This is a genomic window from Cupriavidus sp. 05L310 (assembly GCF_056398185.1).
The window spans coordinates 52,270-67,195 of record NZ_JBFTOX010000057.1 but is presented as its reverse complement, the minus strand read 5'-3'; the positions used below and the strand labels follow the sequence as shown (position 1 = coordinate 67,195).

Annotated in this window: 13 protein-coding genes; 8 read left to right on the top strand and 5 right to left on the bottom strand. The window is 65.8% G+C overall.

Annotated elements, in window-relative coordinates:
- Nucleotides 1-237 precede the first annotated feature (237 nt).
- Entirely contained in the window at nucleotides 238-1,257 is a 1,020-nt protein-coding gene (locus AC1DS6_RS32650; RefSeq protein ID WP_428179885.1) for an aldo/keto reductase, read from the bottom strand.
- 173 nt (nucleotides 1,258-1,430) lie between these two features.
- Here AC1DS6_RS32650 and cls point away from each other — a divergent pair, with 173 nt between their 5' ends.
- Nucleotides 1,431-2,864 (top strand): cardiolipin synthase, encoded by a 1,434-nt coding sequence (cls, locus tag AC1DS6_RS32645; protein WP_477103965.1) that lies wholly within the window; start codon nucleotides 1,431-1,433, stop codon nucleotides 2,862-2,864.
- Between the two features lie 10 nt (nucleotides 2,865-2,874).
- Here the strand turns inward: cls and AC1DS6_RS32640 are convergent, their stop codons facing one another.
- The 3 genes from AC1DS6_RS32640 to AC1DS6_RS32630 all read right to left on the bottom strand — a co-directional run bounded on the left by AC1DS6_RS32640 (nucleotide 2,875) and on the right by AC1DS6_RS32630 (nucleotide 5,163).
- Nucleotides 2,875-3,345 carry an ion channel gene (locus AC1DS6_RS32640; RefSeq protein WP_045238737.1) on the bottom strand — a complete coding sequence of 157 codons (471 nt, stop codon included), beginning with the start codon at nucleotides 3,343-3,345 and terminating at the stop codon, nucleotides 2,875-2,877.
- Between the two features lie 363 nt (nucleotides 3,346-3,708).
- Nucleotides 3,709-3,978, bottom strand: coding sequence for a hypothetical protein (locus tag AC1DS6_RS32635; RefSeq protein WP_441629579.1), 270 nt, complete (start codon nucleotides 3,976-3,978; stop codon nucleotides 3,709-3,711).
- A gap of 159 nt (nucleotides 3,979-4,137) precedes the next feature.
- Nucleotides 4,138-5,163, bottom strand: a complete 1,026-nt coding sequence (locus AC1DS6_RS32630; protein WP_477103964.1) for a sigma-54 interaction domain-containing protein — start codon at nucleotides 5,161-5,163, stop codon at nucleotides 4,138-4,140.
- 332 nt (nucleotides 5,164-5,495) lie between these two features.
- Between AC1DS6_RS32630 and AC1DS6_RS32625 the strand changes: the two genes are divergently transcribed.
- Both AC1DS6_RS32625 and AC1DS6_RS32620 read left to right on the top strand, forming a co-directional pair.
- A complete protein-coding gene (locus AC1DS6_RS32625; RefSeq protein WP_477103963.1) occupies nucleotides 5,496-6,905 on the top strand; it encodes a sigma-54-dependent transcriptional regulator in 1,410 nt (469 codons plus the stop codon).
- Between the two features lie 142 nt (nucleotides 6,906-7,047).
- Nucleotides 7,048-7,899, top strand: a complete 852-nt coding sequence (locus tag AC1DS6_RS32620) for a histidine kinase (protein WP_477103962.1) — start codon at nucleotides 7,048-7,050, stop codon at nucleotides 7,897-7,899.
- A 441-nt stretch (nucleotides 7,900-8,340) separates the two neighbouring features.
- On the opposite strand, the gene AC1DS6_RS32615 is transcribed toward AC1DS6_RS32620, so the two are convergent.
- Nucleotides 8,341-10,287: a hybrid sensor histidine kinase/response regulator gene (locus AC1DS6_RS32615; protein ID WP_477103961.1), complete on the bottom strand. Its 1,947-nt coding sequence runs from the start codon at nucleotides 10,285-10,287 to the stop codon at nucleotides 8,341-8,343.
- 519 nt (nucleotides 10,288-10,806) lie between these two features.
- Between AC1DS6_RS32615 and nthA the strand changes: the two genes are divergently transcribed.
- From nthA to AC1DS6_RS32590, 5 genes are all read left to right on the top strand, one after another.
- Nucleotides 10,807-11,499, top strand: a complete 693-nt coding sequence (gene nthA / locus AC1DS6_RS32610) for a nitrile hydratase subunit alpha (RefSeq protein WP_441629584.1) — start codon at nucleotides 10,807-10,809, stop codon at nucleotides 11,497-11,499.
- The gene (nthB, locus tag AC1DS6_RS32605; protein ID WP_477103960.1) at nucleotides 11,496-12,167 is read left to right on the top strand and encodes a nitrile hydratase subunit beta; all 672 of its coding nucleotides are present in this window, start codon (nucleotides 11,496-11,498) and stop codon (nucleotides 12,165-12,167) included. The genes nthA and nthB overlap by 4 nt, the downstream gene beginning before the upstream one ends.
- Nucleotides 12,160-12,549, top strand: coding sequence for a nitrile hydratase accessory protein (locus AC1DS6_RS32600; protein ID WP_477103959.1), 390 nt, complete (start codon nucleotides 12,160-12,162; stop codon nucleotides 12,547-12,549). The genes nthB and AC1DS6_RS32600 overlap by 8 nt, the downstream gene beginning before the upstream one ends.
- 254 nt (nucleotides 12,550-12,803) lie before the next feature.
- The gene (gene ribA / locus AC1DS6_RS32595) at nucleotides 12,804-13,400 is read left to right on the top strand and encodes a GTP cyclohydrolase II (RefSeq protein WP_477103958.1); all 597 of its coding nucleotides are present in this window, start codon (nucleotides 12,804-12,806) and stop codon (nucleotides 13,398-13,400) included.
- A gap of 156 nt (nucleotides 13,401-13,556) precedes the next feature.
- Nucleotides 13,557-14,906: a sensor histidine kinase gene (locus tag AC1DS6_RS32590; protein ID WP_441629588.1), complete on the top strand. Its 1,350-nt coding sequence runs from the start codon at nucleotides 13,557-13,559 to the stop codon at nucleotides 14,904-14,906.
- Nucleotides 14,907-14,926 lie beyond the last annotated feature (20 nt).

The following is a 14,926-nucleotide window of genomic DNA, read 5'->3' as shown; positions in this document are numbered from 1 at the left end:
AGGCGATGCGAGTTTGGGTCCCGGCCGCTCTTTTCGCCGGATCCCGAGGGGGTGTCGCCCCATCCGGCGCGCCTTCTTTGCCTACTTTCTTGGCAAGACAAGAAAGTAGGTCGCCTCCCCGCAGGGGAGGTGAAACTGCCTTTGACTTTGACTTTGACTTTGAAGACCTTGATTTGGACTTGGACGCCAAGGCCCTTGACGTCAAGCAGCCAACATTAAACCCAAAGTTAAACCCACCTACCTAACCGGCCGCCCAACCAACGGATAATTCGGATCGTTATACCCATGCGTAGAAGCATGCCCCGGCCTGACCAACCCATCCACCAACACCTCCTCCTCTCCCGAAACCCCCACCCCCACCGCCCCAAAATAATCCTCGAACTGCGCCAGCGTCCTCGGCCCCGCAATCACCGAACTGACAATAGGATTAGCCAGCACCCACGCCGTAGCGAACTGCCCCAGCTTCAGTCCGCGCGCCTCGGCGTGCGTCTTCAGTGTCTGCGCGATCACCAGCGATTCCTCGCGGAATTCAGTCTCCATCATGCGGCGATCGGCGCGGCCCGCGCGCGAATCCTGCGGCGGTTGCTGGCCCGGCAGGTACTTGCCGGTCAGCACGCCACGCGCAATCGGGCTGTAAGGCACCACGCCGAGTCCGAAATGCTGGCAGGCCGGCAGGATTTCCACCTCGGGCATGCGATTGAGCAGGTTGTAATAGGGCTGGCAGACAACCGGACGCGGCACGCCCAACTGGTCGCACAGCCGCGCGATCTCGGCGATACGCCAGCCGCGGAAGTTCGACACCGCCCAGTACCGGATCTTCCCCGCGCGAACCAGATCCCCCATCGCGCGCACGGGTTCCTCGAGGTTTTCACCCGCGTAGTCGCGATGGAGGTAGAGGATGTCGAGGTAATCGGTCCCCAGGCGGCGCAGGCTTTCCTCCGCCTCGCGCAGGATCCACACGCGCGAGTAATGCGAATGATTGGGCGCGGCCTGCATCGGGTTGCCGAGCTTGCTGGCCAGGATCCAGTCATGGCGGTCGGCGGCCAGCAGCTTGCCCACCATGCGCTCGGAGCCCCCCTTGCTGTAGACATCCGCGGTGTCGATGAAGTTGACGCCGTGCGCGCGGGCGCTGTCCACGATGCGGCCAGCCTCGGCTTCGTCGGTCTGGTCGGCGAACATCATGGTGCCCAGGCACAGCGCCGATACCTTCAGGTTGCTGGCGCCCAGGCGCCGGTATTCCATCTTGAACTCTGACATTGCATTCTTCCTTGATGCGGCGAGGGGAGGCCGGGTGCGAAAGCCTGAGAGCTTACCCCTTGCGAAGAAATCCTGCCTGCCGCACCAGCAGGCAATGCCCTCGGGCCGCGCCTATGCCAGAATGCTAGCCATCGTGATCCGGCGCCGCCGGGCGAAATCTAAATCCGACGACCATGCTCAGCCCATCCCTAATCGCGGCGATCGTGCTGGTGTTTCATATCCTCGGCGTCATCGCCGCCCTGCATGCGGTGATGACGGTGCGCACCGCCCCCGGCGCCATTGCGTGGGCGGGCTCGCTGGTGATGATGCCGTACTTCACCCTGATTCCGTACCTGATCCTGGGCAGCAGCAACTTTGCCGGCTACGTCAATGCGCGCCGCTTCAACAACGACCGGCTGCGCGAGGTGACGCACGACATGGATGCCGGCGAGCGCGAGGCGCGCGATGCCTGCGTGGTGCATTCGCCGTCCCAGGCTTGCCTGCGCGCCTTGCCCCGGCTGACCGGCATGCCATGCCTGGCCAACAACGCCGTGCGGCTGCTGGTCAACGGCGAGGCAACCTTCGCCGCGATCTTCGCTGCCATTGCCGCCGCGAAGAAGGTAGTCATCGTGCAGTTCTTTATCGTCCATGACGATGACCTGGGCCAGGCGTTGCAGCACTTGCTGTGCGAGCGGGCCGCCGCGGGTGTCAAGGTGTATTTCCTTTACGACAGCATCGGCTCGCATGCGCTGCCGGGCAGCTATGTCAAGCGCCTGCTGGCGGCGGGGGTCGAGGCGCGCGCCTTTGCCACGCGCAAGGGCTTCGTCAATCGTTTCCAGCTGAACTTCCGCAACCATCGCAAAGTCGTGGTGGTGGACGGCGAATGCGCGTTTACCGGCGGGCATAACGTCGGCGACGAGTACATGGGCCTGCAACCGCCGCTGGCGCCGTGGCGCGATACCCATATCGAGATCCGCGGCAGCGCCGTGCTCGATATCCAGATGGTGTTCGCCGAGGACTGGTACTGGGCCGCGCGCGAAGTGCCGGTGCTGCTGCCGCCGCCGGCCGCCGCCGCCGGCGCCATGACCTGCCAGGTGGTTCCGTCAGGCCCGGCCGACGCGCAGGAAACTTGCTCCCTTTTCTTCGTCGAGGCGATCCAGGCAGCGCGCTGGCGGGTGTGGATCACCAGCCCGTACTTCGTGCCGGACGAGGCGGTATTCGCCGTACTGCGGCTGGCGGTGCTGCGCGGGGTGGACGTGCGCATCCTGTTGCCGGCGCGGCGCGACCATCTGGTGGTCTTCGCCGCCTCGACGCTGTACGCCTACCAGGCCATCTGCGCCGGCGTCAAGATCTATCGCTACCAGCCGGGCTTCCTGCACCAGAAGGTCATCCTGATCGACGACGAGGCCGCGGCGGTGGGCAGCGCCAATCTCGACAATCGCTCGTTCCGGCTGAATTTCGAGTTGATGGTGATGACCGCAGACCGCGGTTTCGCCGCCAGCGTGGCGCAAATGCTGGAACAGGATTTCGCGCTGGCGCGGCGGATCGACCGCAACGAGTACATCGGCGGGCCCAGGCTGCGCAGGGTGGCGATGCATGTGGCATCCCTGTTCGCGCCGATTCTCTAGTGTCCGGCGGCTATACCTCGGCCTGCGCGGCCTGTTTCGAGGTGCCAGTCTGCCAGTCTCGCCGCATGATGATGTACGTGAATGAGGTCGACCAGCCGATCAGGATCAGGCCCACCAGCGGCTCGATACTGGCGATCAGGCGCGTGGCCCCGACCGGCGAGATGTCTCCGAGGCTCTGCGTGGTGAAGGTTTCCAGCGAGAAATAAAAGTACACGATGGGCGCGATCGGGCCCGGGCCGGACAGCCCGCCCAGTCCGAGCGCAGAGCCCGACAACCAGTACCCTACCGCGAACACCAGGGCCTCCAGGATATGGGCAACGATGATGCATACGATCAGCACGCCCACATTGACGCGCCCGGTCCAGCGGCGGGGATTCATCCCCGACAACAAGCGCAGGGCCTCGTAATGCATGGCGACGACGGTCACTGTCAGGACGCTGGCGCAAGCCAGGGCCAGCAGGTCGTCGGTGGTGATTCCCATAGGCTTCCCTCGTCAGGCCGGGAACGTTGCCGTCGGTCGCGGCACGCTCACAAACTGTTTGGAATGTAATGGGGGATCACAAGGAAAGCCAGCCCGCGGACGATGCGCGGCCAAACGGAAAGCGGCGGCGCGACCAGGCCACCATGGGACCGGGCAAGGGAAATTTTTGCCACGGTTCCTCGGCTGCAGCCCGGTAGATCCGGTGAAAAGTACCGTATTCGGCATCATAGAGACGAGAGTGCGAACTGCCGTGCACCTGGAACCTTGCCCTCCAGGATGAAGTGGACGTCCCAGACATCGAAAGCCTGGCCCGGCACGCCGGACGGCGCACCAGCAGAATCAAAGCAGCCTGGGCAGGCCGGCTCAATCAAACTCTACGTAGATCTCGCCGCGCGGGCCGTCGTAACCCAGGCGTGGCAACTTGCCGTGCTCGCGGCTGGAGCGGGCGAGAGCGCGGAGCTCGGCCTTGCGGGTGGGCTCGCGCAGCATGCGGCGGGCACCGGTGCTGATTTCGGCGGGGCCGCACTCAGGGTTATGGCACTCGAACCGCACCCACTGCCCGTAGCTGCCGCGACGGGGCTGGGCTTTGGCCTCAGTGCCGCAAAGAGGACAGGTTTCTTGTTTTTCCTTCATAGGCTGATTCTATCGTCGAGACCATGCCGGACATTGCGAACAAGTGTGCGCAGTCCAGTGCCGCGCGGCTGCCCCTCTTCCGGGGGGATCGCCAGACGCGAGGTGAGTGCTTCTCACGGTGCAGACAACAGCCGTGCCACCGGCAGGCAGGCAGGCGAATCAACCCGCGCGGTACGCGTCGAGCCGGTTGTACAGCGTCTTGAGACTGATGCCCAGCGATTGGGCTGCCTGCCGCTTGTCGCCGTCGAAGCGCGCCAGCGTGGCGAGGATGATCTCGCGCTGGGCGTCGGCCAGCGACGTCCCGATGCGCACGTTGACGAAACCGTTCAGCGTCGCGGGGCGGGGCGGCTGGGTAGAGATATTGGGGTTGGCGATATCGACGACACGGTCGGCCAGGATAAAGGCACGGTAGATGGTGTTCTTCAGTTCGCGCACGTTGCCGGGCCAGCCGTAATGCCGCAGGCGTTCCAGGGCGGTGGAAGAGAAGGTCTTTTCCGTCCCCTCCATGGCATTGAACTCCGTAAGGAAGTGCCTGGCCAGTTGCGCGATGTCCTCACCGCGCTCGCGCAGCGGCGGAATGTGCAAGGGAAACACGGCGAGCCGGTAAAGCAGGTCTTCGCGCAACTGGCCGGCGCGCACGGCTTCGACCGGGTCGCGGTTGGTGGCGGCGAGAATCCTCACGTCGCACACGATCTGCGCGTCGCCGCCCACGCGGTGGAAGGTGCGCGTCTCCAGCACCCGCAGCAGCTTGATCTGCATGTCGGGCGCCATCTCCGTGACTTCGTCGAGGAACAGCGTGCCGCCACGGGCCTGCTCGAAGTACCCGGCCTTTTGCTGGATGGCGCCGGTAAAACCGCCTTTCTCGTGGCCGAACAATTCCGACTCGATCAGCGTGGCGGGAATCGCGCCGCAATTGACCGCGATGAACGGCCCGGCCCGGCGGGCGCCGCGCTCGTGCACGGCACGCGCCACCAGTTCCTTGCCGGTGCCGCTCTCGCCAACCGCCAGCATCGTGACCTCGGTAGCGGCCACGCGGTCGATCTGCGCCAGGAGTTGCCGCATCACGGGCGAAGAACTCTGCCACAGCAACGCCGTGGGCCCGCCCGGGATAGCGCCACGGCGCGGCGCACCGCTGGCCGGCGCGGCAGGACGAGGGGAAGGGGCAGGGGGGTCGCAGCTTGTCATCGGCAACCAAGGGAGGGTTCAGGCTAATCCTATCGCCTGCGTTGACCTGAAGCCACTGTTTTGATCGGCTGGCACGCTTTCGTGCATTTGGTCCGATCCGCGCGTGAAGTTGTCAGACAGACACGGGTACCGCTGCCGGTGAAGCCTGCCTAGAATAAGACGTATCCCCGGATTCACCCTTGGCGCCGAGACGCATGCTCGCCGTATGTTCAGACATAGGGCCCGCGTTGTGTTTGCCGTCGCCCGCATGGAACATGCCGGAACGATGCACCCGGATTGCGCGCGGTCCCCGCGGCGCACCGGTGGCGTTGTACGCTGCCGATACGGAATATATGCCTCACATTCTGATCGTCGATGACGATGAAAATACCTGTGCTGCACTGTCGGAGATCGTGGCGGCTGAAGGCTTTACATCCGCCACTGCCGGCGATCTGCGCGAGGCCTGCTTGCAAATCGGCTGGCAGATGCCCGATGCCGTGCTGGCCGACCTGAAGCTGCCCGACGGCAACGGCATGGACCTGTTCAACGAGGTCGGCACCGCAGGCGTCGAAATGATCCTCATGACAGGCTACGCCAGCGTGGAATCCGCTGTCGACGCCTTGCGCCGGGGTGCAACCGACTACCTGGTCAAGCCGATCAACGTGACACGGCTGCGCACCATCCTGAAACGCATCGCCACCACGGGCGACCTCAAGGCAGAGATCCATTCGCTGCGCGGCGAGTTGCGCCGCTACGGCCGTTTCGGCCGGCTGCTCGGCAGTTCGGAGGCCATGCAGGTGGTCTATGACCAGCTTGGCAAGGTTGCACCTACCGAGGCCACCGTGCTGCTGGTGGGAGAGAGCGGCACCGGCAAGGAACTCGCCGCGCAGACGCTCCACGAGCTATCGGCCCGCCGGCGTCAGCCTTTCCTGGCGGTCAACTGCGGCGCCATTTCTCCCGCGCTGATCGAATCCGAGATGTTCGGCCACGAGCGCGGCAGCTTCACTGGCGCCGAGCGCCAGCATAAAGGCTACTTCGAGCGAGCCGACGGCGGCACGCTTTTTCTCGATGAAATCACCGAGATGCCTATCGAACTGCAGGTCAAGCTGCTGCGCGTGCTGGAATCCGGCGCCTTCATGCGGGTCGGCACCAACCGCGAGCTGCAAGCCGACGTGCGCGTGGTGGCCGCCACCAACCGCAATCCGGAAGAAGCCGTGGCCGACGGCAAGCTGCGCGCCGACCTCTATCACCGGCTCAATGTGTTCCCGATCGAATTGCCGCCGCTGCGCGCGCGTGGCGACGATGTGGTGCAGATCGCCAATACGCTGCTGGAACAGATGAACGGCGAGCACGGCACCCAGCGCCGCTTCGCCCCGGAACTGTTGGACAGCCTGTTGCTGCATGCGTGGCCGGGCAATGTGCGCGAGCTGCGCAACTTCGTGCAGCGGACCTACATCATGGCTGACCGGGACTTGATTGCCGATGCCCATGTGCCGCTGCAGGTGGCGGCGGCGAACCCGGCCGCCACCGCCATGGTGTCGGTGCCGGTGGGCATATCCCTGGCGGACGCCGATCGCCAGTTGATCTTTGCCACGCTGGAGCAATGCTCCGGCGTAAAGAAGCATGCCGCCGAGATCCTCGGCATCAGCCTGAAAACCTTGTATAACCGCCTGGAAGAATATGCCTCGAAAGGCGAGCTACCCGAGTGGCTGCGAGCCAATGGCGCGGGCGCCGCACAGAACGGAAACACGGCGCCGAACTAGCGCGCGGTGTGCATGGCCCGGCGTCAAGCCTGCCGGACAAGCGCCTGATTGCGGCTTTGGTCCGCGCGCATGCGGCGGTTTCACCGCGCGGTATGCTAATTGCATGGCAACCGGGTGAGCACGCCGCCCGCACAAGGTACCGATGTCGCAGCAACCCAACTCCTCCGAAGACCCCGGCGCACCCGGCCAGCCCGCACCCCGCGACGCGCATGAAACGCATGATGCATGCGAGCCACCGGAACCGGTCCAGAGCAGCGCCGAAGTCGCCACGCTGATCGGCCAGATCGCACACGACCTGCGCTCCGCGCTCAACGGGGTGCAGAGCTGGGCCTATGTGCTGGACCACTCGCTGGACATGCCACCTACCCCGGCGCAGCGCGCGCTGGCCGGTATCCGCACCGGCATGCTGCAGCAGCTGGGCCTGATCGAACACATGGAAGAGGCCGTCGCGCTGCTCACGAACGACAGCCCGCCGCAATGGCAACGCGTGGATCTGCTGGCGGCGCTGGAAGCGGCCATGGACGCGGCACGCTCCATGGCGCAAGCGCGTGCCGTGAACCTCGCGGCGGTAAATGTGGACAGCCCGGATGGCACCTCATCGAACCACGCATTTGTGATCGATGCCGACCCGCGCCGCCTCGAACCGCTGCTGCGATATCTGCTGCTGCATTGCATCCGCCACGCGCGCAGCGCGGATACCGTCGAAGCACACCTGAAGCCGGAAGCCGGCCGCATCCGCCTGCGGATCACCGAGAGCCGGGCTCCCAGCGACGCCCGCAGGGACGAGCGCATCGCCGTGCTATCCGACTTCTTCAGCAGGCGCCCCGCCGAAGGCGGCGCATCGGCGCCGCGCCAGGGTACCGCGTTGCTGCTGGCAAGGCGGCTCGTGGAAACCCAGGGCGCGCACATCGTGGCGGAAGGACAGGGGTGCTCCACGGACGGTAGATCCGTATGCGTCGCAGTGAGTTTCCCGGTCCATGCGGAGCGGGGCTGATCTAGCCGGGACCCCGCAGTTTTTACCGGTTTCGGCATAAAGTGCATGGTGCCCGCATGCGCGGGCATCGTCTTATTTGCATGCCGTTGTGCCTTGCGTGGCGAACCGGTGGCTCCCACAGGCCGGCATTCGCTGATTCCAGCAGAAGCAGCCACGGCCGTCACAGGCGGGGCCCCGGTGTTCTGCGTCCACTCAGGCGCGCTGCGGCGGGGGCGCTGGCAAATCCCCTGGAGGCGGGTCGCTGACCGGCGCCGGCGGATCGGGATCGGGCACTGCCGGTTGTGGAACGTCGGGGTCGGGTGGCGCCTGATCGGGTTCGGGCGTGATGTGGAACTGAATCCGCATAGATCTCTCCGGGGTCTGTAGCACGGCCGGTAGCGGCGTAAACCGGGCCGCGGCCGACAGGCAAGGGCGGGGCAAGCGCCTGGCTCAGGCTCGGGCTCAGCCGGCTTCCCCCGGTTCATCCAGGATACGCGACAGCGCCTCCAGGTCCACCGGCTTGACCAGGTGGCGATCGAAACCGGCCTGCGTTGTACGCTGCCGGTCCGCCGGCTGGCTGTAGCCGGTCAGCGCCACCAGGCGTACATGCTGCAATTCCGGGATGGCCCGCAGGCGCCGGGCGATCTCGAAGCCGTCCATGGCCGGCATGCCGAGGTCGAGCAAGATGACGTCGGGCCGGGTCTTGGCCGCGCGCACGATGGCGGCGGGACCGTCGATGGCGGTCACCACCGTGTGCCCCATGGCTTCGAGCGTAAGGGCTATGGCCTCCAGCGCGTCGATGTTGTCGTCCACCACCATCACCGTGCGCGGCGTGCCCGGCGGGGACCTGAGCTTGCCGACTTCTGGCCGCCAGCTCTGCCAGGGCTGGGCGGGCAGTTCCACCACGAAGGCGCAGCCAAGGCCAGGGCCGGCGCTCTCGGCATGGACATTGCCGCCATGCAGATTGACAAGCTTTTGTACCAGCGAGAGCCCGATACCCATGCCCTCCTGTCCGGCGGCGGCAGGACGCTTGTCGCCGTGATGCGCCGTGGCCGGATCGAAGATGGCCTGCAGCGCTTGCGGCGACAGCCCGGGCCCGTTGTCCCGCACCTTGACGGTAAGCAGGCTGCCGTCGCACGTGACTTCAAGCGCGAGCTGGCCGTCCGGCTGCGTATAGCGCGCGGCGTTGTGCAGCAGGTTGCTGAAGATCTGGGTCAGCCGCACCAGGTCTCCGCGCACGGGCATCGGTCCTTCCGGTACGCTCAGCCGCAGCGAGTGGCCACGCGTGTCGATCAGCGGGCGCACGGCTTCCACAGCGGTGCTCAGCGCCGTGCGCAACTCGACAATATCGTTGCGCAGCACAATGCGGCCCTGGGTGAGGCGCGAGATATCGAGCAGGTCGTCGACCAGCCGCGTCAGGTGATGCAGCTGGCGGGCGATGATGTCGCGGGCCTTGAAGGTCTCCTCGCGCGTGGGCGCGCACCGCATCAGCAGGTCGACCGCGCTGCGCATCGGCGCGAGCGGGTTCCGCAGTTCGTGGGCCAGCATGGCCAGGAAATGGTCCTTGCGGTGGTCTTCTTCCAGCAGCATGCGCTCGGCGCGCTTTTGCGGCGTGATGTCCTGGCAAATGCCGGCCACGCGATAGAAGACGCCCGCCGTATTGGAGACCGGGAACGCGCGCGCGCGGACTTCGCGCACCGCGCCATCGCCCCGCACCAGCCGGAACTCGGCATCCATACGGCCGTCCGCCATCATCGCGCCGAAGGCCACTTCCATGCGCTCGCGGTCCTCGGCCTGCACGCAGTCCAGCCAGGTGCGCGGGTTGTGCTTCAGTTCCTCCATCGGACGGCCCCACAACCGCGCGAACGACGGGCTCATGTACAGGAACTGGCTCTCCGCCGGATCGAGGATCCACAGCGCATCGGAAAGGTTCTCGGCCAGCTGGCGGAACAATTCCTCGTTCTCGCGCAAGGCTTGCGAGGACTGCCGGAAAGCTTCCTCGGCCTTGCGCATGCGCAGCAGGGCCTTGATGCTCGACACCAATTCCTCCGCTTCCACCGGCTCGATCAGGTAACTGTCGGCGCCGCCATCGAGCGCCTGCACGCGGTGGCGCGACTCGGTTAGCGCGGCGGAGGTCTGCAGCACCAGCGTACTGGCGGTTTCGGGATCGTTCTTGATCAGCCTGCACACTTCCAGCCCGTTGATGTCCGGCAGATTCACATCCAGCAGCACCAGGTCCGGGGCGTGCTGGCGGATCAGCGACAGCGCGGCCTGCCCGCTCGCAGCCTCCAGCACGGAGAAGCCCGCGCGTTGCAGGATGCGGCCCTTGACGTAGCGAGGCCCGTCGCTGTCGTCGACATTGAGGATCAGGGGCCGCCTGGCGGCTTCTGGAGAGGGCAGAATATTCATGGCAAGCAAGCTCAGCGATATTGGGTATCGAACGAGGCGGCCGGACGCGTGCGCGCGGGGTCATGGGCGGGGATCATCGGCGCATCCACGGGCGACGCGCCGGTGATATTGATGATGGCAGGTTCGCCTGCAACAGCTTGTAAGAACTACAAGGAAGTCCGGGCTCTCATCGGTAGATTCTGCATGCAGTGTTCGCGCCACGATTTTCCCCTTGCTGAGCGCAATGCCTGTCGTTCCTTTGCTGGCCAATGTTGGCGGGCGAGCCGCGCAACCAAGCCAGTCCGCTACGGCTCATGTGGCGGGCGGGATTGCAAAAATCGAGCAAAAGCCGTGCCCGCGTGTAGACACCAGGACACCAGGGGGACGCCCGCAAGGCGGCGGCAAGGGACGGCGTCACCGGATGCCGTGCCACCCGTGAGGCCGGCGCCGCGCAGCCATAAGCGGCCGGATTGCCAAGTGCAGCAGGCGCGACCATACTGGCCGTTCCGCAGTGTCAGAGCCAGAACGAGCCCAACGCCGATGCGCCAGGATCCTCCCCACCCGCCGAACTCCCCGCAGGAAAGACCGACCGCTGCGCATGACCATGACCATAAACACGGCGGCAGCACGCTGTCCGAGATGGACTTGCGCGTGCGCGCGCTGGAATCGCTGCTGGTGGAGAAGGGTTACGTCGACCCCGCCGCGCTGGACATCTTGATCGAGACCTACGAGCAGCAGATTGGCCCGCGCAATGGCGCGCGGGTGGTAGCCAAGGCCTGGAGCGACCCGGCCTACAAGGCCTGGCTGCTGGCGGACGCCACCGCGGCGATCGCCTCGCTGGGCTTCAGCGGGCGCCAGGGCGAGCACATGATCGTGCTGGAGAACACGCCGGCGACCCACAATATGGTGGTGTGCACCTTGTGCTCCTGCTATCCCTGGCCCGTGCTTGGACTGCCGCCGGTCTGGTACAAGTCGGCGCCGTACCGGGCCCGGGCGGTGATCGATCCGCGCGGCGTGCTGCGCGATTTCGGCTTCACGCTGCCGGATGCGGTGCAGCTGCAGGTGTGGGACTCCACAGCCGAACTGCGCTACCTGGTGCTGCCCATGCGTCCGGCGGGCACGGATGGCTGGAGCGAGGAAGCGCTGGCCGCGCTGGTCACGCGCGATTCGATGATTGGCACCGGGCTGCTACCCGACATGGTGGCGCCGGCAACGGCAAAGGAACCGGCATGAACGGCGCGCAAGACCTTGGCGGCATGCAGGGCTTCGGCCCGGTCCGCCCCGAACCCGGCGAACCGCCGTTCCACGCCGAATGGGAGCGCCGGGTACTGGCGCTGACACTGGCCATGGGCGCGGTCGGCAAGTGGAACATCGATACCTCGCGCGCGGCCCGCGAAAGCCTCCCGCCGGCGCAGTACCTGGGCAGCAGCTACTTCGAGATCTGGTTTGAAGGGCTCAAGGCCTTGCTGCTCAAGACGGGCCTGGCCGACGCCGGGGAGATCGCCAGCGGGCATTCCAGCGCGGCGCCGGTCCCCCTGGCGCGCATCCTGGAAGCGGAGCAGGTAGCGCCCGCCCTGGCACGCGGCTCGCCCAGTGCCCGGCCGGCCACGGCGGAGGCGCGCTTCCACCTTGGAGAGCGGGTCCGTACCCGTCAGATGCATCCCGCCGGCCATACCCGGCTGCCGCGCTATTGCCGTGGCCGGCAAGGCGAGATCGTGGCGGTGCATGGCGCCCATGTCTTCCCCGATGCCAGCGCGGCCGGCGCCGGGGACCAGCCGCAATGGTTGTATACGGTGCGCTTTACCGCCAGCGAACTGTGGGGCGCCGATACCACCGCGGCTTCGGTCAGCGTGGATTGCTGGGAGCCTTACCTGGATCCGGCGGAGGCTGCCCATGGCTGAGCCCATTGCCGCCCCGCCGGCGCCGCCGGCCACCTTGCAAGCCATGCGCGCCGCGTTGCCGGCCTTGCCGTGCGACAGCACCGGCCCGGTCTTCCGCGAGCCATGGGAAGCCCAGGCCTTCGCCATGACGCTGGCGCTGCATGAACGCGGCGCCTTCACCTGGACCGAATGGGCAGCCAGCCTCTCCCAGGTCATCCGTGATGCCCAGGCCAACGGGGACCCGGACACCGGCGAGCATTACTACCTGTTCTGGCTGACCGCGCTGGAACAGATCAGCGCCGCCAAGGGCCTGGTCGACCAGGCCGCGCTGCTGGACCGGCGCGACGCCTGGATCGCCGCAGCCCGGCGCACCCCGCACGGGCAGCCAATCGAGCTTGGCTGAGGCCGCTCGCGGCAGCCTGGCCTCGGCAGCGTTATGCTTGTTTCCTGCCCGGCGCGCAACGTGGAGCCGGCTTGCCGGCCGGGAGGTTCAAGGCGGACTTCCAGGCGGACAGGCATGGCTGCTTCGAGCACCGGATCAAGTGCCGAATCACGCGCCGCCTGCGGTCCGGCCCCGCTCGTGCTACCGTAGCGGGCTAGACGCTGCAAAGCGCCCCGATGCCGTGCCACCAAGGCCGGCGCCAAACTCCGACTGACATGACTGACACAGAGATCCAGCTGATCGGCTCCGCCCGCCTGCCGACCCGCTTTGGCGAATTTACCGCCCACGCCTTCAAGGGTGCCGTTTCGGGCACCGAACACCTGGCGCTGAGCGTCGGCGATATCACCGGCGAAGCCGTGTTGACCCGCCTGCATTCCGAATGCCTGACCGGCGACGTGTTCGGCTCGTGCCGCTGCGACTGCGGCGAGCAACTCGACCTGGCGATGAAGAAAATCGCCGAAGAAGGGCGCGGCATCCTGCTCTACCTGCGCGGACAGGAAGGGCGCGGGATCGGCCTGGGCCACAAGATCCGCGCCTATGCGCTGCAGGACGGCGGGCTCGACACGGTCGACGCCAATCTGGCGCTGGGCCAGGAAATCGATAGCCGCAACTACGCCTTCGCCGCCGACCTGCTGCATCAGTGGGGCGTCAAGTCGATCCGGCTGATGAGCAACAATCCCAAGAAGAAGCAGGCCCTGGAAGCCGCCGGCATCACGGTGGTGGAACAGATGCGCCACATCGTGCCGTCCAACGCCGAGAACCAAAAATACCTGGAGACCAAGCGCGAGCGCATGGGGCACCTGCTGGACTGATCGCGGCAGGCTGAGGCTGGACCAGCCCCGGTGCCAGGCCGACTGCGAAGAAGGGCCTGAGCAACTAAAAGCGCACAAAATCGGCAAGCTAACCGATTTATCCGGCTACACTTTCGTCTCAGCGCCACCATCCACAGCCATTAGCCGGTTCTCAACATGCTTGCCCAGATTCAACGCAGTTGCGGTGAAAGCGCGATGCGCCTGCGCCGGGTGCTTGCCAGGGAAGTTCATCTAGACATCCGCCAGCCGGCGCAGGTCAAGCGCATCCGTCTGCTGGGCTGGCTCGCCTTCATCGGGTTTCCGACCTTCTACGTGGTCTGGAAATTCGTCTTCCCCCAGCCGTATGAAAGCCTGACCCTGCGGCTGGTGGCGATGGTGATGTGCCTGCCACTGATCGTAAGCCGCGACTTGAGGGATAAGAAGTGGCTACCAGTACATTTTTGGCTGACGTTGACGTACGCGTTGTCGTTCTTCTTCGTCTACATGTATTTGATGAATCACGGCAACCTGGTCTGGTCCCAGTCGCTCGTGATTGCCGTCATCATCCTGTTCAACTTCAGCGGCTGGCTGGGCGGCGCCACCTCGCTGGTGCTGGGTACGGCGGCGGCCTGGCTGGTCTATAACTACGTCACCCCTCCCCCCGCGGCGCTGCTGGCGGTGAACTGGCCGATGGAACTGCCGATCATCGGCTTCACCATCTGCACCATCGCCGTGCTCAAGATAGACCAGCGCATCCTGATCCAGGAAAAACTCGACGGCATGGCGATTGCGCTAGGCACCGTTGCCCACGAACTGCGCACGCCAATCCGCAGCATCGGCTCGACCGCGCTAGGCATGGGCCGTTACCTGCCAGGCCTGATCCGCTTTTACGAGGAAAATGAGACGCCGGAGAACTCGCTGAACCTGCCGCGTGCGCATTTCGGCTTGCTCAAGGATGCCTTGCCACGCATCCAGATGGAAGTCGACCGCATGAACCACGGCATCGACGTGCTGCTGGTCAACGCGCGGGTCAAGGCGCAACAAGGGCCCAGCGAGCATTTCCCGCTGGGCCAGGCGATCGAAGAGGCGCTGGCGCGCTATCCCTTCGAACCTGGCCAGCGCGACCTTGTGCATGCCGACCTGACGACGGATTTCCCTATCCACGCCGACCAGAAGCTGATGGTGATGGTGCTGTTCAACCTGCTCAAGAATGCCCTGCATGCATTGGCGCGGGCAGGGCACGGCGAGATCCGGCTGAGCCTGGAGCTAGGCACCCGGCGCAACCGCCTGATCTTCCGCGACACCGGCACAGGCGTGCCGGAGCGCGAACTGTCGTCCATCTTCAAGCGCTTCCATACCTATCCACGCAACGAGGGCACGGGCATCGGCCTGGCGTTCTGCAGGGAGACGCTTGAAGCCTGGGATGGCCGTATCCACTGCAGCTCGGTCGAGCACGAATATACGGAGTTCGTCCTCGAATTCCCGCCAGCCACGCCGCGCCGCGAAGGCGAAGGCGCGGCTGGCTGAAGGCCGCGGCCTCTCGCCGG